Genomic DNA, 24,749 nt, shown 5'->3' on the forward strand with positions numbered 1-24,749 from the left:
GGGTGCTTCTCTTTTTTAGGGCTATTTGTTTGCAAGCTGTATAACGTTTAGGTCGGAGATTCTGTGTTGGGTTTTCTTGTCCTGTAGCATCTTTGTGTAGACGTCGTCTAGGTGGAATTCTACTATTCCGTTTGTTTCTGCAAGTGTCTTTAGCCAGCCTAGTTCTGGAAGTTTTGTAGCTGTTCTTGCAACTATTTGGTTTATTTTTTGTTCTAGAATTGTGAGGTATTCCTTGAGCTGGGGACAGTCCTGCTGGTCTGCGATTATTATTAGGTCTATGTCTCTGCCGAAATATGTCTGTCCCGTGATGTATTCTCCTGAGGCTATGTCTGCGTAGTAGACCTCCCTGATGCACGGGATTTGTATGAGTGCCTGGGCCAGCTTCTTTGCGAGGTGATATTTTAAGTAGTCGTAGTTTTTTGCATAAACATAGATGCCGCTTATCCTTGGATTTTCCACTTTAGAAGCCTCTTCGAGAACGATTCCTGGCAAATCTTTTTCGAGTTGTTCAAGTATTCTTTCTAGGGCTTCGTCCACATCGGTGTTTCTTTTTCTAGGTTTTTAAATGTGGCTGTCCCGCTTTTGTAGAGCAGTATTGCGTTGTGGGGTGTCCTGCCGTTTAGAGTGGCTTCGGAGGCGCATCTAGCATATATGTCGTCTATGTGTAGCTCTACAATGTTGTGCCCGTTACTGGGGCATAGCCCTATTTCTTGTAGGACCGTGTTCAGTGTATCTTCTAGTTGTTGTTCGATTGATCTCGAGATGTTCGTCGAAGGTATGCTGGTCTTGATAAGGACATCCACGTCTCTTCCATCTATGTCTTCTCCCTCGACAAACTCGCCTAGGCTTATTTCTGAGTAATATATTTCGTGAACCCATGGATACTTCATTAGTGTCCATGATAAGGCCTTAGCTATTGCGTATTTTAGGGGGTAGCCTATGCTTAGCGCACGGGAAAGGTTTTTTTGAAAGTCTTTTTTAATTTTGTCAACATCTATTTCGACATACATTCTAAGCTGTGTTGACAAAAAGAAGCAATAAAAGTTTTTCGCATGAGTCGTTGTAAAGATTTTCCCTTGAGTTTACAGCTGTATCAGTATTTCCCTTTATTATAAAAAATTATTTATTTTCGTTTTGAATAAGGTTTAAATGTGAGGATTTCGGAACACCCTATCCTAACGTTTAAGCGAGGAAGAGAGTTAAGGTTCTATTTCAATGGGAAACCTATCGAGGGCTTTGAGGGCGAAAGCATAGCAGCCGCACTTTGGGCCAGTGGTGTGAGGAGTTTCAGGAATACTCCTGAGCCTCAGGGCCCCTTCTGTATGATTGGGTATTGTTCTGGGTGTATGGTACGGGTTAACGGCAAGAGCAAGGTTAGGGCTTGTATTGAGCCGGCTATGGATGGTATCATTGTCGAGAGCGATGTCGCTTCTTTGCCGAGCACGGGAGAGGAAGTGCCATCTGAAAGCGAAGAAATCCTAGCTGACGTTGTTATAGTTGGTTCTGGGCCTTCTGGGCTCTCTGCAGCTATTTCAGCTGCCAAGAGAGGACTCAAAGTGGTGGTTTTTGAGAGGCATTTTAGGCCTGGTGGGCAACTAGTCAAGCAGACGCACAAGTTTTTTGGCTCTGGCGAGCTTTTTGGTGGGCTGAGGGGTTTTCAGATAGCTGAGAAGCTAGTTAAGGAGGCCGAGGAGCTGGGCGTCAAGATTTACACGCGGTCTTCTGTCTTTGGGTGGTTTAGCGAGGGGGTCCTGGCTGTAAACAGCAATGGCCGGCTTTTAAGGGTTAAACCCAGGGCTGTAGTTGTGGGCACTGGTGCTGTGGAGCGTTTCCTCCCGTTTCCGGGAAATACTCTTCCAGGCGTAATGGGTGCAGGTGCAGCCCAGACGTTGATGAATGAGTATGGGGTTAAGCCTGGCGAGAGGGCAGTAGTTGTGGGTGCGGGCAATGTGGGGTTGATTGTTTCTTATCAATTGCTACAGGCGGGGGTCGATGTGGCGGCCATAGTTGAGGTTAGACCCGAGATTGGCGGCTGGTTTGTGCATGCGGCTAAGGTTCGCAGGCTGGGGGTTCCTATATTGACGGAGCATACAGTACTTAGAGCTGAGGGGTCTAGCCATGTTGAAAGGGTTGTCGTGGCTAGGGTTGGAAGAGACTATCAGCCCATAGAGGGTTCAGAGAAAGTGTTTGATGCTGATTTGCTGTTGCTTGCTGTTGGACTGACGCCGGAGGCCCGCTTGCTGGCAGAAATGGGGGCAAAAATGGTCTGGTCGAGTGAGCTCGGGGGCTATGTTCCTTACAGGAACAAGTATATGGAGACCAGTGTACCTGGAGTATATGTGGCTGGAGATGCTTCTGGCGTGGAGGAGGCCACTACGGCGCTTCTCACTGGCAGGATAGCTGGGCTCTCGGCTGCAATAAGTATCCTTGGTCCACAGAAAGAGCTGGTTGAAGAGCGTGAGGAGACTCTCAGGCTCCTGGAAGAAGTTAGGGGGACCCAGTTTTCGGTCAAAATTCTAGAGGGGCAGAAAAAGGTGAGTCTAAATGTATAGGCGTAGCGGAATTATTGAAAAGGAGACATTGTTCTCGCTTGGACTAGTTCCACCCATTGAGAGACTGAAAAGGGGGGCTGTGGCTGTAACGGAATGCGTAGAGGAGATACCATGTAATGTGTGTGAGGCTGTGTGCCCCGTTAAGGCTATAATGGTTGACGGCTTGAGGGGGAGACCCAAGATAGACTGGGAAAAGTGTACTGGGTGCGGGATATGTGTTGGGACATGCCCTGGCCAAGCAATGTTCCTGGTGGATCTCAGCGGCCCCGCTAAGGTTACTGTACCCTATGAGTTTCTACCCAAGTTGAAGAAGGGGGATGTTGTAGAGTTGCTGGGCAGGGATGGCAGAGTCCTTGGTACAGGTGTGGTTTTGAGAGTTTTCGAGGTAAATAAGACTCAGGTTGTGACTGTTGAGGTTCCTGAAGAGTTGGTTATGGAGGTGAGGTCGGTACGAGCGAGAAGAAGTTGAATAGTTATGTGTGTATGTGCGAGCGGGTAACTGTCGAGGACGTGGAGAGAGCAATAGACATGGGCTTTCGCGATGTAGAGAGTTTAAAGCGCTACTTGCGGATTGGGATGGGGCCATGCCAGGGAAGATATTGTGTGCCAATAGTTCTTGGTATTCTTTCCCGCAAGCTTGGAGTTCCAGTAGAAAAGCTGAGCTATGTTGCTATTCGTCCACCTCTTGAACCTGTCCCTGCGAGGCTTTTCTTAAGGGTGGAGAAGGATGTATGACTTGATTATCGTTGGAGGCGGCATTATAGGTGTTAGCCTGGCTTTTAAGTTGGCAGAGCAGGGCTTTGGCAAGATCCTACTTGTTGAAAGGAACTATCTCGGCAGCGGCTCGACTTTCCGCTGTGCCGGCGGCATCAGGGCCAGCTTTACTAGTAGAGAGCACATAGTTTTGATGAAGAGGAGCATCGAGCTGTGGGGAAAGCTCAAGGAAAAGCTTGGCGTGAAGTACTCAAGGAGCGGTTACCTGTGGCTTACCTACAGGGAAGAAGACTTAGAGAAGATTAAGGGGTATATGCGTATCCACCATATGTTCGGCCTAGATACAAGGCTCGTAGGCGAGGACTTCGTCAAAGAAGTTGCTCCTTACGTGGATACTTCCAAGATGGTTGGGGCTCTCTTTGACCCCTTGGCGGGCAAAGCCAGCCCCTTCGACTCGTTGTATAAACAGTTCTTAGCCGCAAAGAGTCTTGGAGTAGAGTTTTTGATTGGAAAAGAGGTTACACGCATAGATATAGAAAACGGGGCTGCCAAGGGCGTGCTGATAGATGGTGAAAAGATACCTGCTAGAAACGTTGCCGTCACTGCGGGGGCCTACTCTGTATATCTGCTCGAGAGAAAAGAAATAAAGATACCCCTCACGCCGGTGCCACACCATGCAGCGTTAACCGAAGACTTTGGCAGGCTTTTTGACCCGTTGATAATAGACGTGGCTTCTGGGGCATACGCGGTGCAAACTTTCCACGGTAATGTATTGATGGGTGTGGACGTAGAAGAGAAGCCGTTCGGCGAGCTGAGCGTTAAGCTAGCCTTCCTCGAGAAGGTTGTCTCGGTTTGGAGCAAGTGGCTTCCGTGGCTCCCAAACGTGAACATCCTCAGGTACTGGCCCGGGTATTACGAGATGACTCCTGATCATCATCCAATAATCGGTCCAGTTACGCCTTTCGAAAACCTCTACATTGCTACAGGTTTTAGTGGCCACGGATTTATGATGGCCCCCGTAGTAGCAGAGGAGATGGCGAGCTGGATAACTTCGGGTAGACCGAGGAGCCAGGAGGCTGGCAACCTTGTCTTGTCTAGGTTTGAGGAGGGAAAGACAGTAAAGGAACTTGCTGTCATAGGATAAATTGGCTACCAAGATAACCTTTTATTTCTATGAGAATTTTTGAGGGGCGTGATGCATTAATGATGTCATATGTATCCATCTATAGGACTCTACAAATATTGACGGCACAGATAAAAAAGAAGCCGCTGGCATTGTCAGACGCAGGAGACGTGGACGGTATAGTCAGTGCAACCCTCTTCAAGATTTCAAAACCAGATGCAGAGATAGTTCTAGCACATCCACAAGACGTATTAAGAAGCCCCATACTGCGGCGCGTTTACTGGGACTTTGTTGCCGATCTGCCCTGTCCAGGAAAAGCTAGACTTAGGGCTGACCACCACGTAACAAATTCCCCATGTGCGGATGAGGAATTCTATGACCCATCAGCGCCAGCCTCAGCATTTCTTGCCATGAAGGCACTCTCGCTGGATAATAATCCGCTCGCCGTTACCCTTGTAAACTTGGCTGTCGAGACCGACACAGCTAATATAAGGTCTCAGGAAGCCTTGTTACTGGACGCGGCGGTAAAGGGGGCGGGATACCGTGGAAAGCTACGTCTCGTAGAACTTCTAGCTCGAGAGGGACTTGAAGCCTTGAAGCGCGAGGAGGTAAGAGAGTGGATTTCTCGGCATGAGGAGATGAGGAAAAGAACGGAGAAAATTGCTGAAAAAATACCTGTCGAAAAAGTTACAATTGTAGCTTTCAAGAAAGATCTAGGCATTGCCTATAGATACTTGACGATCCTCCTAGAACGCAGGGGGGCAGAATTTACACTTGTAATTGTCCCGAGGGGGCTGTTCAAATTTAGGCTTTATGCGGGGGCGCAACCGTCCTCCAGCTATGACGCCTCTGTCATCGCTAGTAGTCTTGGCGGCGGCGGACACAAGTATGCCGCTGGGGCTCTCTTCAAGGCGACGAGTCTCGAGAAGGCCTTAAAGAAAGTGTTAAGCGTTGCAAGGACACACTATGTTATTGGTGATGACGCAATCTATGTTGTAAGTGAAGAAGATATAAAGAAAGAAAAAATAATTCTTTAAATTAAAAGAAATAATTTAAGCTGACGTGATTCCTACAAAGAGGCCATTTGTCAACTGGGCTGTGAAGGCTGTTTTTACTGTCTGGCTTCCATTGCCCCATCCACCGTAGACTTCAGCAGATGTTGGGGCCTGACCGGCTATGTCGTAAACATCGCTTGCATAGTCGTCTTCGGAAATTGTTTTACCTGTGGAGGGATCTACAGCGTTGTTCTGGCCCGGATCCCATACGCCTCCAAAGCTGTTGGCGAAAATGATGACAGTATATTTTATTTTGCCATTTGTAGGGAATCCTGGCAGGCTACTTAGAGGTATCTTGGCCTCGATTACGCCTTGTGTCTGGTTGACGGCCAGTTGACCTGTGAACTTGGGATTCCATGAAGAGTCGATTACGAAGGGCTGGGTTTCGCTTTTACCAAAATTTATGCCTATCACCACGTTCCATTTCCAAGGAAGATTCGTGTCAGACCAGTCTGGTAGCCACTCGCTGACGCCATCAGAGGGGTTGTCTGGGGTGTAGTCTATTGGTATCATTATGTAGGGTGAATACTTGTTTTTCAGTGTAGAAAGCTTTACACGTATGTAGAGGTATTGTCCATCACTGTAGAGTCTTGTCTCGAGGACATCAAGGTCGCTGGTGATAGGCCAGTTCCAGTCTGGTCTGTAATACTTGTACTGGTCGTTGGATGGGTCTGTTATTATTGCCTCGTTTGAAACAACTGTGCTACCAGGAGATGTAAGTGGGGGTGTTCCTGCCCAGTTTCTAAGCTGGCCCGGTAGAGGCGGATAAATTAGCTTCATTTTGGCGAGGGATCTTTCGTATGAAACTTTTCTCCCATAGTCCGCCACAGAGGTGAAAATGCCATTTGAAGTTGATACTGTGTAGTATACTGCTACTTCTTGAACGCCATCCTTCCAGTTTCCATAGACCTCCATGTTGGTGGGAGCCTGCCCAGCAATATCATACACATTGCATGCGTAGAATGTTTCCTCGTTGATGACGATGCCTATCTCTGGGTCATAGTTCTTTTTCTTGCCTGGATCCCATATGCCGCCATAGTCATTTGCGAACACAACTATGACCATCCTGATTTTGCCATTTCTTGGGAAGTCAGGAAGAGCTGAAAGTGGAACCATGGCCTCAATTACAGCGTTGTCCTGGTCAACAGCTAGACTGCCAACAAACTGGGGGTTCCAACTCCTGTAGAAAACAAATGGCTGGCTATCCTTCTTCCCCAGGTTGACACCGATAATAGCGTCCCATTTCCAGGGCAACTTTGTGTCTGACCAGTCTGGGAGCCAGTTGTCAAAGCCGTCCATATCGTTGTCGGGCATGAAATCCATAACCAGCATCACGTATGGCGAATACTTACTCTTTAGTGTTTGGAACTTGTATCTGACATAGATGTTTTGTCCATCGCTGTAAACCCTTGCTTCTAGAATGTCGAGGTCGCTAGGTATTGGCCAGTTGTATTGAGGGCTGTAGTATTTGTACTGGTCGTTTGACAGGTCGGTAACTATGAGCTCACCGTTGCTTATAACTACTTTTAGGGGCATGCTTGGAGCTGTGCCTGTCCACTGCCTCAATGAGGGGGCAGCGTAGACCAGGGATGCTGTGAAGGCTAGAAGGGCTATGAAGGCTAACAGAAAGACTTTACTGTTGGTCATATGTTTTATAATGTTAATTCTTTAATTATATAAATCTAGCGGGGAATATTTAATAAAACAACTTGATAAAGAACATCGCTCTTTTAAAGAGCAACACTCGCAACCTTTTCGAAGATCTTTCTAGTTTCAGAAAGGTATGCCGTTGCTAGTTGTCTTGCAAGATATCTTAATTCTTCTCCTGCATTCTTATTGACTAGAATTCTTAAATCATAGATCTTTGTTTCCCAGCCTGGAACTGTTTTGACTAGGGCTTTTAGCTTGGATTCACCTTTAGTATTATCCATTTGAGATTGTGTTAGGGCCAGTAGGTCTTCTATAGCGTCAAGGAGGTAAGGATAAGACACAACTGGATCTTCGAATACTTCTCCATACGTCCCAGCATAGATGGGCCTTGTTAGTTCCCTTCTTATATAGTGTGCCTGTTTCTCGTTTTCTATTTTTATCTTTTTTAGGAAATCTATGAGTTCTGATGCTTCTTTTATGTCTTTTAGTTTCATGGCTTTTTCTTTGACTTTGTCTATGAGGACGGTGTAGTCAAGCATCTTCCATTTGTTTTTCATGTAGTGGGTAGCTATTATTTCGGCAAGTTGAACAGCCTCTTCTATTTTTTGCCAGTCCACGTTGCCTGGGACATCCTTATCAGTGTGATATATAGGGAGAGTGTCCTCGAAGGTATGGATTGTTAGGGCAGGATGGCCATGCATAGTGAAACTAAAACTGTCAAAGATTACTTGGTCTGGCGTGTAGCGGTATGAGTCGCCCAATATTTTTCTGAGACCCGAGAGAAGATCTACTCCAGAAGCTGACAGGGAAATGTCTTGTCCACCTAACGTGTCAAAATTTATTATTAGACCTAGCTCGCTTAGCCTATCTCTTTCGTCGAGTCTAGAAACGAAAGACCGTGAACCCCATATCCAGTACCACGGCGAGTAGCCTGGTGCCCCGAATTCCTCAGACCCGAATACTATGAATCCTGCATTTTCCCTATATTTTTCTGCAAGTGCCACTACAATGCCTAGGCCGAGAACATTGTCTGTAAAGCCGCTGAGCCACTTGTCTATATGTGCCGTAAAGATAGGGCCCTCAAGGTTTCCAGCCGCTACTACCCCCGTCGTTGCAGAATTGTCTGCATCTGTCTCTATTTCTAGGCTGATTTTTTCGCCCCTGTTTGCAGCTTGGACTAGCTTTAGACCATCCTCCAGGGAAACAGATGCTACCGGGACTGGTGGAGGGCTCCCAACAGAGAACGTATAGTCAACGCTTGGAACTATGACTATTCTCCTTCTTCTGTCTGGGTAGGGATCAACAAATATAACTGCTTCTGCACCTCTCTCAACTGCTCTCAGGTATTGCCACGAGATTTCATCTATTTTTCTATACATCTTGACTACTGCTATCTTTCCAGAAAGATCAAGTCCCCGGAATTCTTCTCTAAGAATCCGCTCGCCAACGTATACGGCCTTTGCTTCAACACTTCCAGTCGGAGAGTTAGGCATCGCTACAGATTTTAGTTCATGGTCATGAAGATGTAGCGAAACATGCTTTTCTCGCCAACTCGAACATTGAAAACTGTAAGTCTCTACCGGGAGCTGTAGCTCCTCAAATATTCCCCTTATTTTTTCGAGCGATTCTCTCTCTTCTCTGCTTCCAGCTACAATGTCTTGTTGTCCCAGCTCTAGAAAAAGCTTTTCAGCAATTTCTCGAATTTTCATGGTTACCAATAAAAACTTGTTACGTGTTAAATGTTTCTATGAGTAAGGAACTAAACGAAAAGATGGAGCGCGCCCTAAGCAGTGTAGATTTTGCCATCGATTTGCTTAGAGACGTTGCTGATGCAGACCAAGTCCTCGCGGAGCTCCTGGAAGATGTCCTGTACCATCTAGAGGAGGCGGCGGAGTCCCTAAGTGTACTTTTAGAAGAGAGGAAAAGAGGCCTTGAAAAAAGTTAATTTACGTGGATATAGCTGGCTAACCAGTATTGTTTATGGAGGAGTCTATAAGGGTAGCTGAAAGGGAATACACCAAGGAGGAAGTACTCAAAATCCTAAATCCGCTTGTAGCCGAGTGGTTTGCATCAAAGTTTAGAGACCTTACTCCACCGCAACGTTATGCACTTATACCTATTCACAACGGCGAAAATGTCCTCGTATCTAGCCCCACAGGAACAGGCAAAACGCTGACGGCATTTCTTATCGCTCTCAGCGAGCTCTTCAACATGGCTGAGAAGGGAGAACTCGACAACACAGTCTACGTGCTATACGTGTCTCCGCTTAGAGCACTCAACAATGATATTTATCGTAACCTAGAAGAGCCTCTCAGGGAAATCAGAGAAATAGCACAGAAGAGAGGCAAGGAGATACCAGAGATAAGACATGTCGTCAGGACGGGTGATACCCCTACTTCCCAGAGACAAAACATGCTTAGAAAGACACCGCATATACTCATAACGACGCCCGAGACACTTGCAATCATTCTTGTTGCGCCAAAGTTCCGCGAGAAGCTTAGAACTGTAAAATGGGTGATTGTAGACGAGATACACAGCCTTGCTGAGAGCAAACGTGGAGCCCATCTGTCACTCTCTCTCGAGAGATTAAGGGAACTCACGGGCAGAGATTTTATTAGGATAGGACTCTCTGCAACGATTAATCCCCTGGACGAGATTGCAAAGTTCCTTGTTGGATACAACGAAGACGGTTCCCCAAGACCATGCCTCATTGTTGACGCTAGGTACTCAAAGCGAAAGAGCATACATGTCGTCTCCCCTGTAAGCGACCTTATCTATACTCCTGCACAGGAGGTGACGAGCAAGATGTATGAGACCTTATACGACATTGTAAAGAAACACAGGACAACGCTCATCTTTACAAACACACGAAGCGGTAGCGAAAGAGTAGTTTTCCACCTCAAGATGCTCGCAAAGAAAAAAGGAGACATCCCCGAGGATTCGATTGCTGCACATCACAGCTCCCTAAGCCGTGGAGTAAGAATGGACGTAGAAGAGAAGCTGAAAAAGGGAGAACTCAAGGCAATTGTCAGCAGTACTAGTTTGGAGCTCGGCATAGACATTGGATACATAGACGTGGTTGTTCAGGTAGGCTCCCCAAAATCGGTCACGAGATGCCTCCAACGGGTAGGCAGGAGCGGTCACAGGCTACACGAGACAAGCAAGGGTATAATGGTATGTGTGGACAGGGACGACTTAGTTGAGGTAGCGGTAATGATTAGGGAAGCTTATAGGCATCACTTAGACAAAGTCCATATTCCAAGGAACCCCCTAGATGTTCTAGCACAGCACATAGTGGGCATGGCCATCGAGAGAAAGATGAATGCTGAAGACGCTTTCAAAATAGTGAGAAGGAGTTATTCCTTCCATGACCTCTCCTGGGAGGATTTCGAGAACACTTTAAAGTTTCTTTCGGGTAGCTATGGAGAACTAGAGGAATACAAGGTCTATGGAAAGATATGGTATGACCCTCCTGAGAGGGTCTTCGGGAGAAGGGGCAAATATGCGAGAGTAATTTATACACTGAATATTGGTACAATACCGGACGAGGTAAGCGTAAAAGTCCTAACGCTTGACAGGAAGTATGTTGGCAACATTGAGGAAGAGTTCCTAGAAAGACTCGTGCCAGGAGACAGGTTTGTATTGGGAGGAAAAGTTTACGAATTCGTGAAGAGCGACGGCATGACTGCTTATGTGAAGCCTGCGTTTGACCAGAAGCCAACTATTCCTGCATGGTTTAGCGAGATGTTGCCTCTTAGCTATGATTTGGCTATACGTATCGGAGAATTTAGGGAGAAAATGTTCCAGTGGATTTCAAGTGGAAAGCCTAGGGAAGAAATAAAGAGATACCTGACTAGGGAGTGCAAAGTCAATAGTGCAGGCGCCGAGGCCATTGTTTCATACTTTGAGGAAGAGTATTTAGTCTTAAAGTCTCTTGGGTCGAAAAAATTCCCGAGCCACAGGGTCATTTTAACAGAAAAATATAGAGACGAAGCCGGTAGGATCCATCACGTGTTCCATACATTATATGGGAGAAGGACTAACGATGCCTTGTCTCACGCCCTAGCCTACCTAGCGTCGCGGAAGGCGAACTCAAATATAGGTCTCGCGATACATGACAATGGCTTCGCTTTGATTTATCCGCCGGGCATAAACATTGATATCTCGCTGATGGACATTAGGCCAGAGGAGCTTGAAGACTACCTGAAAAAGTCAATTTTTAACACAGAGCTAATGAAGAGAAGATTCAGGCACGTTGCTACACGTGGACTCATGATACTGAGAAACTATAAGGGCCACGAGATAAGTGTAGAAAAACAACAGCTTAACGCTAGCACCTTGCTACGCGTGATCAAGAAGTGGGAAGACTTCCCAATTCTAAAAGAGACTTACAGAGAGATCCTTGAAGACTACATGGATATTCAGCATGCAAGGGAAGTTCTCGAGAAAATTCATAAAGGCGAGATAGAGATAGTCGATGTTGGACTCCTAGATACGCCGACCCCCTTCGCGTACAACATAGTATTGGAGGGTCTCAGTGATATTGTCCTTATGGAAGACAAGAGGGCCCTTATAGCGAGATTCCACGAAGAATTGATGAAGAAAATAAGAAAAATGTCTCTCAAAGCCTCTACTACTTAGGAGGCAACTTGACACGTTTTTCAATTTCTCTTACAAGTAGCAATGATACGCCAATAGTTAAAGCTCCATGTATTGTGTTGAAGACTGCAGTATAGCCATAGAGAAGCTCGATTGAACCTGCAACTTTCAAGGCGTAGCTGAGAAAGTTCGGATAAAGGAAGTAAAAGTACACGTAGTTCATTATAGACATCGCTACAACCCTTAGAACTATTCCGGATACAGCTTTATGGATGGTTCTGGTAAAGAGAGAGTAGCCGACCATCATGCTGGTCACGGCGAGAAACTTCATGAAGGCATTCAGAAAGTTTGATCCTCGAGCGACGAGACCGAGATAATGAATTGCTTCCGCTAATATACCGTATCCGAGACCACACGTAAAGTAGGCAAGCATTGATGGTATCTCTGCTAGGTCGAATTTTAGCCATGGCAACAATGGGAATGGAGCCTCAAGCCTTAGTATTGAAAACACTATTGCAAGCGACCCGAACAGAGCTGTGAGAGAGATTTTGACGGTTCTTCTCATAGCGGGCAGTCTTTATACTCTTCTTTAACAAAAATCTTTCTTGAACATTTTCAACTATAAAAAAAGGAAAAAATAGTTATAAAATTATCTTTTTACAAACATGAAAATGCAAAGAACCGCTTCAGCTATCAATAAATAGAGAACAGCCTGTAACGTGAAATTAAGATAAAAAAGCTGTGAGACTATATTGTAGCCCACGTGAAATATTATTGAGTAGAACAGACCATGGTTCTCTGCGGTCTTCCCGAGAATAAGCCCTATGAGGAAGTAATGGGGGACGAGGAGCGATGTGTTTACCAAGTAGACAGGATTGGTTATATTTAGGTGCGTAAGTGCGAAGAGATATGCTTGGATAGGATTCCCAGCTATTGGAAGTATTACCCCCCTGAAAAAATACTCCTCTGCTAGTGCAGATATCATGCTGAAAATTATCGAGTTGAGTATTGGTGCTCTTATGCTATTTATGTAGGGGTATGGCTGTAGAAGGAGGGGTAACATGGCAAAAAAGGTGAGATGACCCAGGCTGACGTTTTTACCATTTAGTAGAGACGTGTTTCGGCCTAGAAGTATCTCGCTGATAAGGAGTGCAGTGTATCCTGCTTCGGGGAAAATATTTACTAATATAAAGTAGGCAAAATATACAAGGATCCATGTGTTTAAGGAGAGTCTTCTCATTAAAGACCTAGACTTAACTATGCGCTGGACTTATAAGCTTGTATACTCCTTATACCTTGACAAAAATGGAGGAACTAGAAAAAATACTCAAAAGAAACGATGCGGAGTCTACTCTTATCCTTGACGTTCTAAGGGCTTTAACTGTTTTCGGGGGTAGCCTATGGCTAAGTGAGCTTGGAGACGCCATAAGCAGGGTCAGGCTTGGCGAAACTGGTTATGTGTTCGATGAAAAAGCTGTTCTAAAGGCTTTGAAGAAACTTTCTTCTCTTGGAGTTGTTTCTCTTGAGGAAAAAGTAAGAGCCAGCGACAAGGCTTCAGGCGAAAAAGACTTCCTCATTAGGCTAGTCTCAGAGGAAGCTAGGAGACTTCTCCTAGGAGACCCAGTAATAAATAACTATTATTCGAGCATTGCTAAGCAGGGATTCTAGTCTTTTAGGCTTTTCCTTCCTTTGAAAGCTTGTTTACTAGCTCTTGTGCATATGCGAAGCTGATCTTGTTTTCGCTAACCATTATCTCTACTACTTTGTCTATCAGGTCGCCAGTGGCTCCTGCCATAATTGCGAGGTTTCTCGCGTGGAGCCTCATATGTCCCTTCTGGATACCCTCGGTAGCTAAAGCCCTGAGTGCCGCGAAGTTTTGTGCTAATCCGACTGCTCCCATTACTTCGGCTAGCTCTGTAGCGGTTTTGACGCCGAGAATTTTTAGTGCTACTTTGGCTATTGGATGAACCTTGGTGGCTCCGCCAATTATCCCTACCGCCATGGGCATCTCCAGGGTGCCTACAAGGTTTCCGTCCTGGTCTTTTTCCCAAGTGGAGAGTGGTACATATCTCCCAGTCCTAGCGGCATATGCGTGTGCGCCTGCCTCTATCGCTCTGTGATCCTGGGCCGTGGCTAGAGCTACTGCTATAACGCCATTCATTATTCCCTTGTTGTGGGTAGCTGCCCTGTATGGATCCGCCGCCGCGAAGGCCCATGCATCTACTATGGCGTCTACTACTTCTTCGCCTCCAATGTCTTCCTTGTATACTTTTACCCAGGACCTTACGAGTCTGCGGTCGGCCAGGTTAGATATTATCCTGAGGAGAACCCTTCCGCCAGTAAGGCGCTCAATCATTGGCGCGACTTTTTCGGCCATTGTGTTCACGGCGTTTGCCCCCATCGCGTCTCTAACATCTACAAGTAGGTGGACAATTATCATTGGTCCCCTTGGGCCTTCTACTACGCGTGCCTCGACGTCCTTGGCTCCCCCGCCGAACTTGACGAGAACCGGGTCTACCTCGTTTGCCTTCTGGATAATCTCGTCCTTGTGCTCGAGTATGATCATCCTCTTGTGCCATGGGTCTTTCACGCCTAATACCTGTATCTGCCCAATCATTACGGGCTGAGTGGCTATCGACTTTATGCCTCCGTCTCTCCTCATAACCCTTGCCGCGTTGCTTGCGGCTGCAACTACGCTTGCCTCTTCGATGACCATTGGCACGAGGTAGTCTTTTCCGTTTATGAGGAAGTTGACTGCGACTGCGAATGGATAGCTCATGGCTCCGATGACGTTTTCAATCATTGAGTCTGCGATTTTTGGGTCTAGGTTTCCAAAGTTTTTGAGCAGGGCTACTTCTTCCTGTGTGAGGCCGGCATATTCGGCAACAATGTTTAGTCTTTCTTCAAGCGTCTTCTTGTAGAACTCGGGTATTCGGGATGTTTTTTGTTGACTCATAGGTGCTTTTTTGTTTGCATGTTAAATAAGCTTTTCTAGCAGAAGCTCTACGGGAATGTAATTTTTATAACTCTGGACATTTGACTAAAGAGTAGAAGTGAGTGATGTAATGGAGGTTCCAAGGCTTAGGATCCGTCGAGGCTTTGAGATTATAGGGTACGGTTTATACCTTGAGGAAGCAGACACCCTTATAATATCTGATATGCATATTGGCTACGAGGAGGCGCTCGCAGAGCAGGGAATATTTATCCCGCCGATACAGACAAGCGAGATGAAGAACTATATAGCAGAGATGATTAGAGAGAGCCATGCGTCAAGGCTCATTATCCTGGGAGACGTTAAACACGAGTTTGGAGATGTTACAAGGCAAGAGTGGCGGGAAACCACTATGCTCCTAGAATATCTAAAAAACGAGCTAGGCCTAAAGGTAGAGGTTGTAAGGGGAAATCATGACAACTACCTGATACCTATACTTAAGAAGCTCGAGATACCTTTCCACGACCCCTGCCTCATTGAGGGTGAATATTTGTTTTTCCATGGACACAAGCCACTGCCAGTCGAGGCATTCCGGGAAGACGTGAAATACATATTCATGGGCCACGAGCATCCAGCACTCGCGCTGAGAGACAGGCTAGGTGTAAAAATCAAGCTTAAGGCCCTTTTGGAGGGAGAATTTCTTGGGAAAAAGGTTTACGTTTTGCCAGCCTTTAGTCCACTCATGCCTGGGACAGAGGTGAACATTGAGAGGGACTTACTCTCGCCTCTGCTGAGAGAGGCCGACATAAACATGTTCAAGGCGTATGGGATAGACATAGAAGCAGGGATATTTGACTTCGGGGAGATAAAATACCTGAGGCTCCTAGAGGCTGAAACCTAGAGAATCAATGTCCCTGGATAGCCTTTTTTAGGACGATTACGAATCCCCTTACACCTACAATCTCCGCGGAGAGCCTCTGGGAAAGAACCACTGCCGCCTCTTCTGGCGAGAGCCCGTAAGCCTCCCGGAAATTCTTCAAGAGTTTGACTTTGACGATCCCCCTTGCCTTTAAGACATTCTTTATTTCCTCTAGGACAGCCTCGTCCAGCCCTTTTTTGCCGATGTTGACAACAGGTATGTCTTTCCTCTGGAAAACACTCGAAGACATTGTGTAGTAAAGACGCTTACCCGTTAATAAAGGTTGTTGGCTTCTTTCTGGCTTGCTTGTATTTCTTGACTGCAGGGAAAGAAATAAAAATGTTCTTTTTCCTATGTGTTCCTAGAAATATATGAGTAATGGTGAACTTGTGTCAGTGCTTGTAGATATTTTCGGCAGAGAGGTCAGGGAGGTAAAAGTTCCAGCAAACACGAGGATAGCGGACCTTGTCAAGATGCTTGGTCTACGGGTAAGCGAGGTAGTTGTGAGTGTAGATGGCGAGGTAACGACGGAGGAGGAACTTGTTAGACCTGGTTCGAGAATAAAACTACACTCAGTAGTATCTGGTGGATAACAACGTCTCCCCAATGCATGGTGTGCAGCAAGAAGGCTTCTGTATACGTATCATATCTAGGAGACCATCTTTGCGCTGAACATTTTGTTGAGTACTTTGAGAGGAGAGTTTACGATACGATCGTACACTTTCGGCTAGTGGAGGAGGGGGACAGAGTAGCAGTCGCGGTGAGCGGAGGCAAGGACAGCCTTACCACGCTGTATCTCCTCTCGAAATTTGCCGGAAGGCTCGGCATCAAAGTCTTCGGCGTGGCGGTTGACGAGGGTATAGCTGGTTATAGGGAGTACAAGCTAGAGGCTCTTAGGAACCTAGCGGCAAAGCTAGGGGTAGAGATATATGTAGGCTCCTTCAAGGACTACTTCGGCTTCACTTTGGATGAAGCAGTGAAGAAACTAAAAGAGAAGGGACTCGTGATTAAGCCATGCAGTGTGTGCGGTGTTTTTAGGCGCTACGTTATGAATGCTGTTGCGCGTGAACATGATGCCTCGAAGCTGGCTACTGGCCACAATCTAGATGACGAGACGCAGGTCTTTGTTATGAATGCCTTGAAGAGCCACATCGACGGCATTCTTAGGGAAGGGATAATTTCCGATGAGACTAGTGCCACGCTTGTACCTAGGATTAAGCCTCTCTACCTTATACCTGAGAAAGAGGTATTGACCTACACCTTGATCATGAACATCTATACTCCCTTCGTAGAGTGCCCCTACATAGTCTATGCGATGAGACACCCGATCAGACACTGGGTAAACGAGGTCGAGGACGAGGACCCAGGATTCAAGTACCGATTACTTGCAAGCAAAGAGCTTGCCAGGAAAAAAATCAAGGCCCCCTATAAACAGCCAACATATTGCAAGGTATGCGGAGAGCCCTCTACGAACCCTATATGTAAAACGTGCCTTTATAGGGCCTACCTTGACGAAAAATACAAGGAGCTAGTTGAAGAAAAAATGGGAAAAATCAACTTTAAGCGGTACGGACTCGAATAGCCGATGTTTTTCCTGGTAAAAACAAATCTGTAAAGAGCGTTTTGACACGCTAAAATTAAATATTGTTGCGAGCTTAAAAAACCTATGGCAAATAACCTCGGGATCAGAAACAGACGCCTCCCAGCACTGCTGTTGACTTTGCTTCTTGTATTCAGCTTCTCAGCATATTTTAGCCCTGCTACAGCACAGCCCGTAACAAAAGAATCACTCGTAAACATTGGACCTGTATGGATAAAGGTAACAGTTACCTTGCCAACAGAACTTGTGGCGACCGACGAATATCAGGTGCCCGTGTCAATACTTATAACAGAGGTCGAGGGCGCCGGCCTCAAGGTATTCTACTTGAAGGGTCTCAGAATCACCATTGGAGATACAAGCACGCTTGAAGTTGTTCCCGACACGCCTTACTCGCTTTCTCCCGGGAAACCTGTGAGCCTAACAGTAAAGCTCACGCCGAGGTTCTTCGCATCACAGATGGTTCCAGGAGACATAAAGGACACTACAATCAAGATTGATCTATCATACTATTTCGAGATGAACGACGGCTCATCGAGTATGGGCTTCTATTCTGCCTTTACAAGTATACCTGTCCGCGTGATTGCCCCTAGGACATATGTCTACGTAGAGCCATACCTAAAGACAGACTACGACCCATTCTACATTGTCAGGTTCTACGTGGACATCTGGGTTAAGGGGGAAGGATTCATAGAGAACGCCCAAGCAGAAATCAGCGGTGCACCCGTCCAGTGCTACCTATTGACAACTGGCAAGATGAATGTAGAAGAAAAGCGAACCCTAGAATTCCTGATGAACGTGAGCAAGCTTGGCCCATTCGCTAGGAGCCAATACAGCGTAACAGTCAAAGTTACAGCCGTCACGCCCTGGGGCTACACTTATTCCTACAGCTTCCCGCTGAACCTAGTAATAAAACCAGTAAGGGAAACCAAGGTAAACCTTCCAAGCACAGTTGTCGCAAACACATATGTCCCCGTGAGCTTCACACTTAACCCCCCGCTCGACAAGGACGAGCAGGCAACAGTAAGCATCACATTTGAAAACCAGCCTGTATACTCTGGAGACTTTGCTCCTACTGTTTATGCCTCCTTCCCACAGGGCGAGGGCACTGTTACAGTAAAGATCGACTCTAACAAGTATTCCCCATCCATCGTGAAGCTACAGGTAAAGTCGACAACAGTCCAGCCAAGAGCAAACCTTCAGGTGACGGCAAACACCCTCGTGATACGTGTCTCGCCTCTCTACACAAGCTCAAACGTAGAGGTAAGGGTTACTGACCAAAGCGGAGCAACAGTACTAGCCACAACTTTGCCCGACACAGCCTTTACAAAGACACCCGTGACGATTGAGGGCGCCGCTACCTCCGAAGGTGTAGCGACATTGCCATTAAGCCTCAACCCAGGCAACTACAAGATAACAGTAACCTATAACACACCGGCAGGCCAGGCAACCGCGTCAACAAGCTACATGGTACAGGGGGCCGGGGGCGGAACAGCATCGCCTACACCCTCCCTGCCAATATTGCCGATACTAATAATACTTATCGTAGTGGCTCTAGCCCTTGTGCTGATAGTTATTATCCGCCGGAGAAGAGCGGAAACAGAATGACAAGAGCATATAAGCAAACCATGAAGAGAGGCATTTCACCAGTAATAGCGACAGTTATCCTGACAAGCATAATGCTAACAATAGTGACAATTGCACTCTTCTATTCTACCTCACTAATCGACCTCAACAGGCAAACAATGGAGTATGAATATGCAAAGGAACAGCTAACCTACGTTGCCACAGCACTGGAACAAGTGGCCTTTGGCGAGGGGGGATCTAGGTATGCCCGTTTCAGCCTGACCTCCACTGGGATCTCTCTTCTGCCTTCAAGCCAATCTATAACTGTTTATGCAAACAACGTTAAAGTTTACGAGTCGACGCCTCTCGTGCTACAAGTATGCGGTGGACCACTTGTAACAACGACGCCGAAACTACTTTACCCAGAGACAGGCGACCTAGCAACTGAGCTATCCAAAGTAGTAGCCAAGAGTGGCGAGCCAATAATCATTGTCTACGAAAACTTTACGGGGAGAGCATGCGCATTCCTAGTTCCAAGGCTCAGAGCTTTCTACAGCTCGCAGATAAACGTTACAGAGGATAGCACCCAGAAACGGTACAATTACTTCATCTTGCATATTGTTGAATTAACAAAGGGCACCCTTGGGGGATCCGGTACTATCCCCATAGTTTTAAGGAATACCGGGATAACGGTAGACGAGTACGTCTTCTATTATACTAGTAGTGTAACCCTTAGCATAACGGTTGGCCCGAAAACCCAGACGATATACTTATCCGGGCCAGACGCGGATGGATCAGTACTGATAGTAAAGAAAGCTATAATCAGTATTAGTAGCTCTTAAAGACGCCAAGTGCCAATCCCTGTTAACAATGGATAAGGCTCTGCAAAGTTTTTATAGGTAAATAAGCCTACAAATCACTAAGAATGGTTAACCCAGTAATTTCACACATCATTGGAACTATCAGCATCCTCCAGGCAACAATCATTATCCTAGCGGCCTTCAGCTTTATGGGGTTCATCTACCAGATGCAGAACCAGAACATCATGCTTGGAGAAATAGCCGAGAGTACTGCCAGAGAAATAGTTGAACTGATCTCTGTATATACGCTTGGCGGAGGCTCCACAAGCTACATGTACCTTACGCTCCCCGACACGCTTGGCGGACAGCCTTATCTGATACAATTGGGAGAGAGTGGGGACAATGTCTTAAACGTTACGGCCAAGCTACAGGTCTATCAACAAGTACGAGTCGTTGTTACCCCCAACTTTGGACAAAATCCGGTCCACGCTGTTAAAGGAACAGTTGCCATTGGAGGATTCACCGTATCTGACACACTCTATATGCCTCTCCCCCCAGGAAGAAAACCTGTTGTGATAGCGTTTAGCATGGGCGGCTCAATATATGTAGGGTTCTCCTCGGTCCCAATAAGTCCATAGTTCTTCGTATACCGAAAAGGTTTTATGAGAGACGACACTATATTTAGGTGTAGCTAGTTATGGAGGCGACGCTAGAGTATCTGGCCGTTGGGCTCCTGATAGTACTCTTAATTTTAGTTTCATATGGAATGGTAAATGCTACTACATCTACTGTCGCTACGACTTATGAAGAACAGCTCTACACAATCGCTGAAAGGGTGATGGACAAACTCATACTTACCCCTGGCTATCCCGTCGACTGGGGAACAAATATCCAGGTTACTCCAGACACTCTACAAGACTTTGGACTAGCACTCTACGGTGCCCGTTCGCCATACATTGTTGACCCAGACAAAGTGATGAGGCTGGCAAATCTGAGCACTCTTCCAAATCCACTCCTCTTAAACACTACTCGGCTTGCACAGCTCTTAAACCTAGAGGACTATGGCTTTAGGCTCAAAATAAGACCGATGCTGTTAATCAATATAACGCCTGCTGGATACTACTATTACCAAAGTTACACCTTCATTTCTGCATACGATTTCCTCGTCACCAACTATTATGGACTTGGCATCCCAAACGCAAACATTACAGCGATGTATGTCGTGGTCCGTGTACAGCCTGGAGCGAGCAATAACGAGGGCGACGTGGAGACCAAGACAATCCTTACAAAAACTTGTCTAACAAATGCCGTTGGAAAATGCAGGATCGATTATACAAGCGACCTGGCAAGCTATTTTAGCCAGCAAAAACCAGACAAGTGGTTTTATACTTTTCTTATCGCGAGAGCCGAGTGGCAGGGCTTCATAAGCGTTGCTGGCTATGCCTCTACTTCCCAGGGAGGCGTCCCGGCAGAGGGCTACATTATTGGAAACTATGTCTTTGTAAACAAGGATATTGACAGCCCTGTTATCAGGAGGGGAAATAGGAACGCTGGGGCTGTGCTAGTAAAGGATGACCTGCTTCAAGCTGTACCAGAGTATCAAGACCTTCTGAATTTTACTACCGTGACTTGGTGTAGGGACTCCTCTGGAAACTTTAGGAACGATGATCCCCTGTGTAACAACGCAGGCCGAGTTCTGCCCAGTGCGAAACAGTGGTACCTAGTAGGATATATCCAGTACGTTGAGCCCTTGTCAAGCCACATTTTCATATTTGCACAGTTTAGAGGGAAACCTGTAGCTATAGTTATTAGCAGGCTTCCAAACATTGATATAGCCTACGGCGGTAAAACTGCTCTCCCGGCTAACAGCGTTACTCTGAGAAGAGTATGCACAATATATAGCTATCCCTACGTTGTCGAGTTAACTATTTGGAGGAGGGTAGAAGGCTTCCCATGATGTTTACAAAGAGAAAAGGACAGATAAGAGTAATAGAAGCCGTCCTCGCCACTTTCATGGTCGTGTCTATCATACTGCTTGTTATGGCGTTTACGAGGCCCCTGAAAAGCGTCTATGTTAGGGAGACAAGCGATTTAAGACAGCTCGCCTACGACCTGCTCAACAACATGGCAGAAAACAATGTATTCGAGAAAACAATATCTAACCTTGGCTCTGAAAACACGCAACAAACTGGAGAATGCACGTTCTATAACCTCGGCTTCCTGGCAAGTGCCAGTCTTCCGCCTGGGCTCCTTTTTAAGATCGACATATACAGGGTCGACTTTGACCTTGCAAGTAATAGCGTTAACCTCGTTTGGATTGGCTGTGCATCGAACTACGACTGGAAAAACATTAAACTCGTCGAGTCTGAGCCCGTTACATATACATATGTGTGTACTGGGGATCCAGACAGTGTTAGGGGTACAACCCTGCTTATACAGATGGTCATGGGGTTTTCAGGGTGAGAAATTTGAGGAGCAAGGCGAGGCGTTCAGCCCAGATGGTTGTCGCCGCTATACTGATTATCGGCTTGATGATAATGTCTGTCCTTGTCACTGTATATGAGACGCATAGCCTGTTTCTAAGAACGAGGAGCCCAGTTGTCAGGGAGGTTGTCGGGGCCATAACGGCTGACTTCAAGAGGGCGCTGGCCTCAATGCTGGCTGTTGCTACTAGGGCATACTTTAACTATTCCGAGTTTAGTGACCTCACCGACAGGTTTAGCTCATACGGAATGTCAATGAATAACAGGCACAACTTTACTGTGGCCAGGCAGGTCGCCAAGACGTATCTAGAGTACTGGAGACAGTCTATAACCAAGGCCTACGGCGAGTATGGAGTCCAAGTGTCCTACGAGATACTCCAGCTCGACCTCTCGAAGGAGCTTGGCAGGCAACGAACAGTCTACAACTTGATGAAGGGCTACTGGTACCTCCCCACCTCAGGGAGCTATGCATATGCAAAGCTCAGGCTAAACATCACAGCTATGGGGTTCTATAACTGGGAGAGCGACGTACTTGTGGGACTAACCTTGACCGTCTACAGGAAACCGATAAGCGTGACGGGCCAGAACGTGACAATCATGATCAATGTGAGGCAAGACGGATCCCTTGACTACTCAACAAGTCCGCCAAGCGTTGTCGGAACCCCTTATGGTCGCCTAATTACCAAGGGATGGGTCAGGATATACTATCCCCAAATGGATGCAAGTGGAAGATTCACCGGAAAGTGGCTCCAGGCCAAGATAAGGGACGTAACCTATGCGGGCATGGGCAACTACTCTGTAACGTTTGAGCCGTCGCTCCCCGTACTTACAGACCTAAAGGGAGACCAGTATGTACCAATAATGGTGGTGGTAAGTGACGAGAGAGGAATAATAGTCGAAGCGTCGACCTACTACTACATCTACTTTGCCGTCCAGAGAAATACCCCTAATACTACCTTGATCTATTACGACTCATCTGGAAACAAGAAAACGTTGACTAGACCAAGCGACATAAGTAACGAGGTCTACACCCTTGAGATGAGCTCAAACCTTTCCCTCTTCTGGCTTGGACAAAAGCTCTCAGTAGACCCCACCCTCAAGCTCCCACCCTTCCCATACATACCCATAAAACAGATAAGGGTAAACGTCACGCTCGACGGAACCACGGCAACACTTAGAGAGAGGCCTATACAGTACGAGAACTGGACAACCGTTGTATGGCACGGTGAGCCAGTAGACTACCCTGTAGGCCTGTCCGACCCACAGATGGACTTCGTAAAGGGAGACAAATACAACACAAAGCTAGTCTTCCAGGTAAAGTTTCCCCTCAATAGCATAACTAAACAAATTGTCGCGCTTTGGTGGCACGACGACCTAGACACAGAGCCCGCTGTATACCAGACACAGATACAGTACATCTACAAGAGAGAAGGTGGACAAGTAACTTGGAAGGACGTCTGGCACCCGCTCTACGACGTGGAGTTCGTCGACCTAGAGCACCAGCAGTCGAGGGAGTATGGAAATTATTATGGCGTCGCGGCCTTTGTCTTGTGGAATCCCTCTACTGACAATGCGTTTGGTCCTTACAATCTTCACGCCTTCGGCGTCTATTACGGAAATCTTGGCCGTTACCGGCCATACGGCACCTGGCAGGTCTACTACAACTACATGAGGTACTCGTGGATACAAGCCCCCATAAGGATCTTTGCGGTTCTCAACACGACGCTGGTGGGCAACGTCTACGCCTCTGGCGACGTTAGAAGCGACTACTATGACACGATAGCCATAGTCCAGGTGGTGAACGGAACCCGATACATACCAGTTATAACCTACATCTACTGGAAAAACACCCGCAGCGACGAAGGGTACTGGCTCGCCACCGAGATGGGAAAAGGGGTTGCAGACCAGTTCCTCTACCTAACAGCCGGGCTTCAAACAATTGAAAACAAAAAGCTTGCGAACTGGACGTACAACTCCCCATTCCCGTGGAAGGAAACACCCAGAGTAGAATGCTACCCAGACCCTGGAATCATGCTGGCCCACTGGAGCACAACAAACAATATCGGCAGAGCTCTTGTACTAAACCGCGACGGCGTCAAAAAACTCGGAGAGATAGGTGGATCCGATGCTAGGTTCTGCACAACAAAATTCGCTCCAGGCAATGTTAAACAGGGCTCAATAGAGTATGCGTTTTGGCCGTCTACCACGTCTAAGACCGTGCAACAGGGGAGGAAGCTAAGTTACTGGGCTGTGCTGTTCGATTTCAGATCAAGTGGTCCCGGCTTTGATAACTATGGCGGAGAGGAAATGTGGAAGAATGCTTACATTTACGCGCCGATGTTCCTCGAGGACTACGCTCCTAGAATAGTGAAACCATAATTGATTGGGGGCTCTACTAGTTTTCTCGGTGATTTTGCTCGTGCGCCAAGCTTAGAGTGAGGGTTCAGGAGATGTTAGCCGAACAGAGAGAATGGCAGTATTATGAAACGTGTAGCTAGCGTGGTTCGCAGTTCCCTAGGGGTAGATCTTGAACCAGGTTATGTCACTTGTTTTATCTCTTGGACATTGCTATGCAAGTTGGTGTAGCAGATTGGCTTCTTTGATTTGAAGATTGATGGTTGAGGAGACTGTGGTCTAGTCTTTCGGAAAGTAGGGTATCGATCTTTACAGCTTAGGAGTCTAAAAGGGGCGGTGAAATTTTTGGTCTCGGCGGAGTGTTCAAGTGTGACCGGGAACGAAGACCTTTTGATGCAGAGAGC

At 46.7% G+C, this 24,749-nt stretch carries 24 protein-coding genes and 1 pseudogene; 17 read left to right on the forward strand and 8 right to left on the reverse strand.

Annotated elements, in window-relative coordinates:
• Positions 1-21: 21 nt before the first annotated feature.
• Positions 22-537, reverse strand: a complete 516-nt coding sequence (locus tag QXT17_RS09030; RefSeq protein WP_020962900.1) for a hypothetical protein — start codon at positions 535-537, stop codon at positions 22-24.
• Positions 522-1,010: a hypothetical protein gene (locus tag QXT17_RS09035; protein ID WP_342782966.1), complete on the reverse strand. Its 489-nt coding sequence runs from the start codon at positions 1,008-1,010 to the stop codon at positions 522-524. The genes QXT17_RS09030 and QXT17_RS09035 overlap by 16 nt, the downstream gene beginning before the upstream one ends.
• A 141-nt stretch (positions 1,011-1,151) precedes the next feature.
• Between QXT17_RS09035 and QXT17_RS09040 the strand changes: the two genes are divergently transcribed.
• The 5 genes from QXT17_RS09040 to QXT17_RS09060 are packed head-to-tail and all read left to right on the forward strand — an operon-like array spanning position 1,152 to position 5,426.
• Positions 1,152-2,552, forward strand: a complete 1,401-nt coding sequence (locus tag QXT17_RS09040) for an FAD-dependent oxidoreductase (protein WP_052886497.1) — start codon at positions 1,152-1,154, stop codon at positions 2,550-2,552.
• Positions 2,545-3,021 (forward strand): 4Fe-4S binding protein, encoded by a 477-nt coding sequence (locus QXT17_RS09045; RefSeq protein WP_052886496.1) that lies wholly within the window; start codon positions 2,545-2,547, stop codon positions 3,019-3,021. Before QXT17_RS09040 ends, QXT17_RS09045 begins: the two co-directional genes overlap by 8 nt.
• A gap of 14 nt (positions 3,022-3,035) precedes the next feature.
• Positions 3,036-3,287 carry a (2Fe-2S)-binding protein gene (locus QXT17_RS09050; protein WP_052886495.1) on the forward strand — a complete coding sequence of 84 codons (252 nt, stop codon included), beginning with the start codon at positions 3,036-3,038 and terminating at the stop codon, positions 3,285-3,287.
• Positions 3,280-4,410, forward strand: a complete 1,131-nt coding sequence (locus tag QXT17_RS09055; protein ID WP_342782967.1) for an FAD-binding oxidoreductase — start codon at positions 3,280-3,282, stop codon at positions 4,408-4,410. The genes QXT17_RS09050 and QXT17_RS09055 overlap by 8 nt, the downstream gene beginning before the upstream one ends.
• Before the next feature lie 59 nt (positions 4,411-4,469).
• Positions 4,470-5,426, forward strand: coding sequence for a DHHA1 domain-containing protein (locus QXT17_RS09060; protein ID WP_052886493.1), 957 nt, complete (start codon positions 4,470-4,472; stop codon positions 5,424-5,426).
• Positions 5,427-5,441: 15 nt separating this feature from the next.
• Here the strand turns inward: QXT17_RS09060 and QXT17_RS09065 are convergent, their stop codons facing one another.
• Entirely contained in the window at positions 5,442-7,091 is a 1,650-nt protein-coding gene (locus tag QXT17_RS09065; protein ID WP_342782968.1) for a hypothetical protein, read from the reverse strand.
• Positions 7,092-7,174: 83 nt separating this feature from the next.
• Positions 7,175-8,803 carry a M28 family peptidase gene (locus tag QXT17_RS09070; RefSeq protein ID WP_342782969.1) on the reverse strand — a complete coding sequence of 543 codons (1,629 nt, stop codon included), beginning with the start codon at positions 8,801-8,803 and terminating at the stop codon, positions 7,175-7,177.
• A 38-nt stretch (positions 8,804-8,841) separates the two neighbouring features.
• On the opposite strand from QXT17_RS09070, the gene QXT17_RS09075 reads away from it, so the two are divergent.
• Positions 8,842-9,039 (forward strand): hypothetical protein, encoded by a 198-nt coding sequence (locus QXT17_RS09075; RefSeq protein WP_052886490.1) that lies wholly within the window; start codon positions 8,842-8,844, stop codon positions 9,037-9,039.
• Between the two features lie 35 nt (positions 9,040-9,074).
• On the forward strand, positions 9,075-11,735 hold the full coding sequence (locus QXT17_RS09080; RefSeq protein WP_342782970.1) for an ATP-dependent helicase: 2,661 nt from the start codon (positions 9,075-9,077) through the stop codon (positions 11,733-11,735).
• Here QXT17_RS09080 and QXT17_RS09085 read toward each other — a convergent pair.
• Positions 11,728-12,258: a hypothetical protein gene (locus tag QXT17_RS09085; RefSeq protein ID WP_342782971.1), complete on the reverse strand. Its 531-nt coding sequence runs from the start codon at positions 12,256-12,258 to the stop codon at positions 11,728-11,730. The genes QXT17_RS09080 and QXT17_RS09085 overlap by 8 nt on opposite strands.
• 84 nt (positions 12,259-12,342) lie before the next feature.
• Positions 12,343-12,933: a type II CAAX prenyl endopeptidase Rce1 family protein gene (locus QXT17_RS09090; RefSeq protein WP_342782972.1), complete on the reverse strand. Its 591-nt coding sequence runs from the start codon at positions 12,931-12,933 to the stop codon at positions 12,343-12,345.
• A 65-nt stretch (positions 12,934-12,998) separates the two neighbouring features.
• Here QXT17_RS09090 and QXT17_RS09095 point away from each other — a divergent pair, with 65 nt between their 5' ends.
• The gene (locus QXT17_RS09095; protein WP_020962887.1) at positions 12,999-13,361 is read left to right on the forward strand and encodes a hypothetical protein; all 363 of its coding nucleotides are present in this window, start codon (positions 12,999-13,001) and stop codon (positions 13,359-13,361) included.
• Between the two features lie 4 nt (positions 13,362-13,365).
• On the opposite strand, the pseudogene QXT17_RS09100 reads toward QXT17_RS09095, so the two are convergent.
• Positions 13,366-14,652, reverse strand: a pseudogene (locus QXT17_RS09100) (hydroxymethylglutaryl-CoA reductase, degradative); the annotation flags it as partial.
• A 94-nt stretch (positions 14,653-14,746) separates the two neighbouring features.
• Between QXT17_RS09100 and QXT17_RS09105 the strand changes: the two are divergent.
• Positions 14,747-15,526, forward strand: coding sequence for a metallophosphoesterase (locus tag QXT17_RS09105; RefSeq protein ID WP_342782973.1), 780 nt, complete (start codon positions 14,747-14,749; stop codon positions 15,524-15,526).
• A 4-nt stretch (positions 15,527-15,530) separates the two neighbouring features.
• Here QXT17_RS09105 and QXT17_RS09110 read toward each other — a convergent pair whose 3' ends face one another.
• A complete protein-coding gene (locus tag QXT17_RS09110) occupies positions 15,531-15,794 on the reverse strand; it encodes a YhbY family RNA-binding protein (protein ID WP_342782974.1) in 264 nt (87 codons plus the stop codon).
• Positions 15,795-15,915: 121 nt separating this feature from the next.
• On the opposite strand from QXT17_RS09110, the gene QXT17_RS09115 reads away from it, so the two are divergent.
• From QXT17_RS09115 to QXT17_RS09150, 8 genes are all read left to right on the forward strand, one after another.
• Positions 15,916-16,137 (forward strand): MoaD/ThiS family protein, encoded by a 222-nt coding sequence (locus tag QXT17_RS09115; protein WP_148682108.1) that lies wholly within the window; start codon positions 15,916-15,918, stop codon positions 16,135-16,137.
• Between the two features lie 17 nt (positions 16,138-16,154).
• The gene (locus QXT17_RS09120; RefSeq protein ID WP_342782975.1) at positions 16,155-17,126 is read left to right on the forward strand and encodes a TIGR00269 family protein; all 972 of its coding nucleotides are present in this window, start codon (positions 16,155-16,157) and stop codon (positions 17,124-17,126) included.
• An 84-nt stretch (positions 17,127-17,210) separates the two neighbouring features.
• On the forward strand, positions 17,211-18,749 hold the full coding sequence (locus QXT17_RS09125; protein ID WP_342814423.1) for a hypothetical protein: 1,539 nt from the start codon (positions 17,211-17,213) through the stop codon (positions 18,747-18,749).
• On the forward strand, positions 18,746-19,549 hold the full coding sequence (locus QXT17_RS09130) for a hypothetical protein (protein WP_052886484.1): 804 nt from the start codon (positions 18,746-18,748) through the stop codon (positions 19,547-19,549). The genes QXT17_RS09125 and QXT17_RS09130 overlap by 4 nt, the downstream gene beginning before the upstream one ends.
• 83 nt (positions 19,550-19,632) lie before the next feature.
• Positions 19,633-20,145 (forward strand): hypothetical protein, encoded by a 513-nt coding sequence (locus QXT17_RS09135; RefSeq protein WP_052886483.1) that lies wholly within the window; start codon positions 19,633-19,635, stop codon positions 20,143-20,145.
• Between the two features lie 59 nt (positions 20,146-20,204).
• On the forward strand, positions 20,205-21,464 hold the full coding sequence (locus tag QXT17_RS09140; protein ID WP_052886482.1) for a hypothetical protein: 1,260 nt from the start codon (positions 20,205-20,207) through the stop codon (positions 21,462-21,464).
• Positions 21,437-21,970 carry a hypothetical protein gene (locus QXT17_RS09145; protein WP_342815819.1) on the forward strand — a complete coding sequence of 178 codons (534 nt, stop codon included), beginning with the start codon at positions 21,437-21,439 and terminating at the stop codon, positions 21,968-21,970. The genes QXT17_RS09140 and QXT17_RS09145 overlap by 28 nt, the downstream gene beginning before the upstream one ends.
• A gap of 5 nt (positions 21,971-21,975) precedes the next feature.
• A complete protein-coding gene (locus QXT17_RS09150) occupies positions 21,976-24,369 on the forward strand; it encodes a hypothetical protein (protein ID WP_342814421.1) in 2,394 nt (797 codons plus the stop codon).
• Positions 24,370-24,749 lie beyond the last annotated feature (380 nt).

Origin of the sequence: Thermofilum sp. (genome assembly GCF_038871435.1) — an archaeon.
GTDB lineage: Archaea > Thermoproteota > Thermoprotei > Thermofilales > Thermofilaceae > Thermofilum > Thermofilum adornatum.

Excerpts from the sequence above, each read along its gene's own strand:
- QXT17_RS09035 (WP_342782966.1), bottom strand. The coding sequence starts at position 1,010 with ATGTATGTCGAAATAGATGTTGACAAAATTAAAAAAGACTTTCAAAAA.
- QXT17_RS09045 (WP_052886496.1), top strand. The coding sequence starts at position 2,545 with ATGTATAGGCGTAGCGGAATTATTGAAAAGGAGACATTGTTCTCGCTT.
- QXT17_RS09050 (WP_052886495.1), top strand. The coding sequence starts at position 3,036 with ATGTGCGAGCGGGTAACTGTCGAGGACGTGGAGAGAGCAATAGACATG.
- QXT17_RS09055 (WP_342782967.1), top strand. The coding sequence starts at position 3,280 with ATGTATGACTTGATTATCGTTGGAGGCGGCATTATAGGTGTTAGCCTG.
- QXT17_RS09060 (WP_052886493.1), top strand. The coding sequence starts at position 4,470 with ATGATGTCATATGTATCCATCTATAGGACTCTACAAATATTGACGGCA.
- QXT17_RS09065 (WP_342782968.1), bottom strand. The coding sequence starts at position 7,091 with ATGACCAACAGTAAAGTCTTTCTGTTAGCCTTCATAGCCCTTCTAGCC.
- QXT17_RS09070 (WP_342782969.1), bottom strand. The coding sequence starts at position 8,803 with ATGAAAATTCGAGAAATTGCTGAAAAGCTTTTTCTAGAGCTGGGACAA.
- QXT17_RS09075 (WP_052886490.1), top strand. The coding sequence starts at position 8,842 with ATGAGTAAGGAACTAAACGAAAAGATGGAGCGCGCCCTAAGCAGTGTA.
- QXT17_RS09080 (WP_342782970.1), top strand. The coding sequence starts at position 9,075 with ATGGAGGAGTCTATAAGGGTAGCTGAAAGGGAATACACCAAGGAGGAA.
- QXT17_RS09085 (WP_342782971.1), bottom strand. The coding sequence starts at position 12,258 with ATGAGAAGAACCGTCAAAATCTCTCTCACAGCTCTGTTCGGGTCGCTT.
- QXT17_RS09090 (WP_342782972.1), bottom strand. The coding sequence starts at position 12,933 with ATGAGAAGACTCTCCTTAAACACATGGATCCTTGTATATTTTGCCTAC.
- QXT17_RS09095 (WP_020962887.1), top strand. The coding sequence starts at position 12,999 with ATGGAGGAACTAGAAAAAATACTCAAAAGAAACGATGCGGAGTCTACT.
- QXT17_RS09110 (WP_342782974.1), bottom strand. The coding sequence starts at position 15,794 with ATGTCTTCGAGTGTTTTCCAGAGGAAAGACATACCTGTTGTCAACATC.
- QXT17_RS09115 (WP_148682108.1), top strand. The coding sequence starts at position 15,916 with ATGAGTAATGGTGAACTTGTGTCAGTGCTTGTAGATATTTTCGGCAGA.
- QXT17_RS09120 (WP_342782975.1), top strand. The coding sequence starts at position 16,155 with ATGGTGTGCAGCAAGAAGGCTTCTGTATACGTATCATATCTAGGAGAC.
- QXT17_RS09125 (WP_342814423.1), top strand. The coding sequence starts at position 17,211 with ATGGCAAATAACCTCGGGATCAGAAACAGACGCCTCCCAGCACTGCTG.
- QXT17_RS09130 (WP_052886484.1), top strand. The coding sequence starts at position 18,746 with ATGACAAGAGCATATAAGCAAACCATGAAGAGAGGCATTTCACCAGTA.
- QXT17_RS09135 (WP_052886483.1), top strand. The coding sequence starts at position 19,633 with ATGGTTAACCCAGTAATTTCACACATCATTGGAACTATCAGCATCCTC.
- QXT17_RS09140 (WP_052886482.1), top strand. The coding sequence starts at position 20,205 with ATGGAGGCGACGCTAGAGTATCTGGCCGTTGGGCTCCTGATAGTACTC.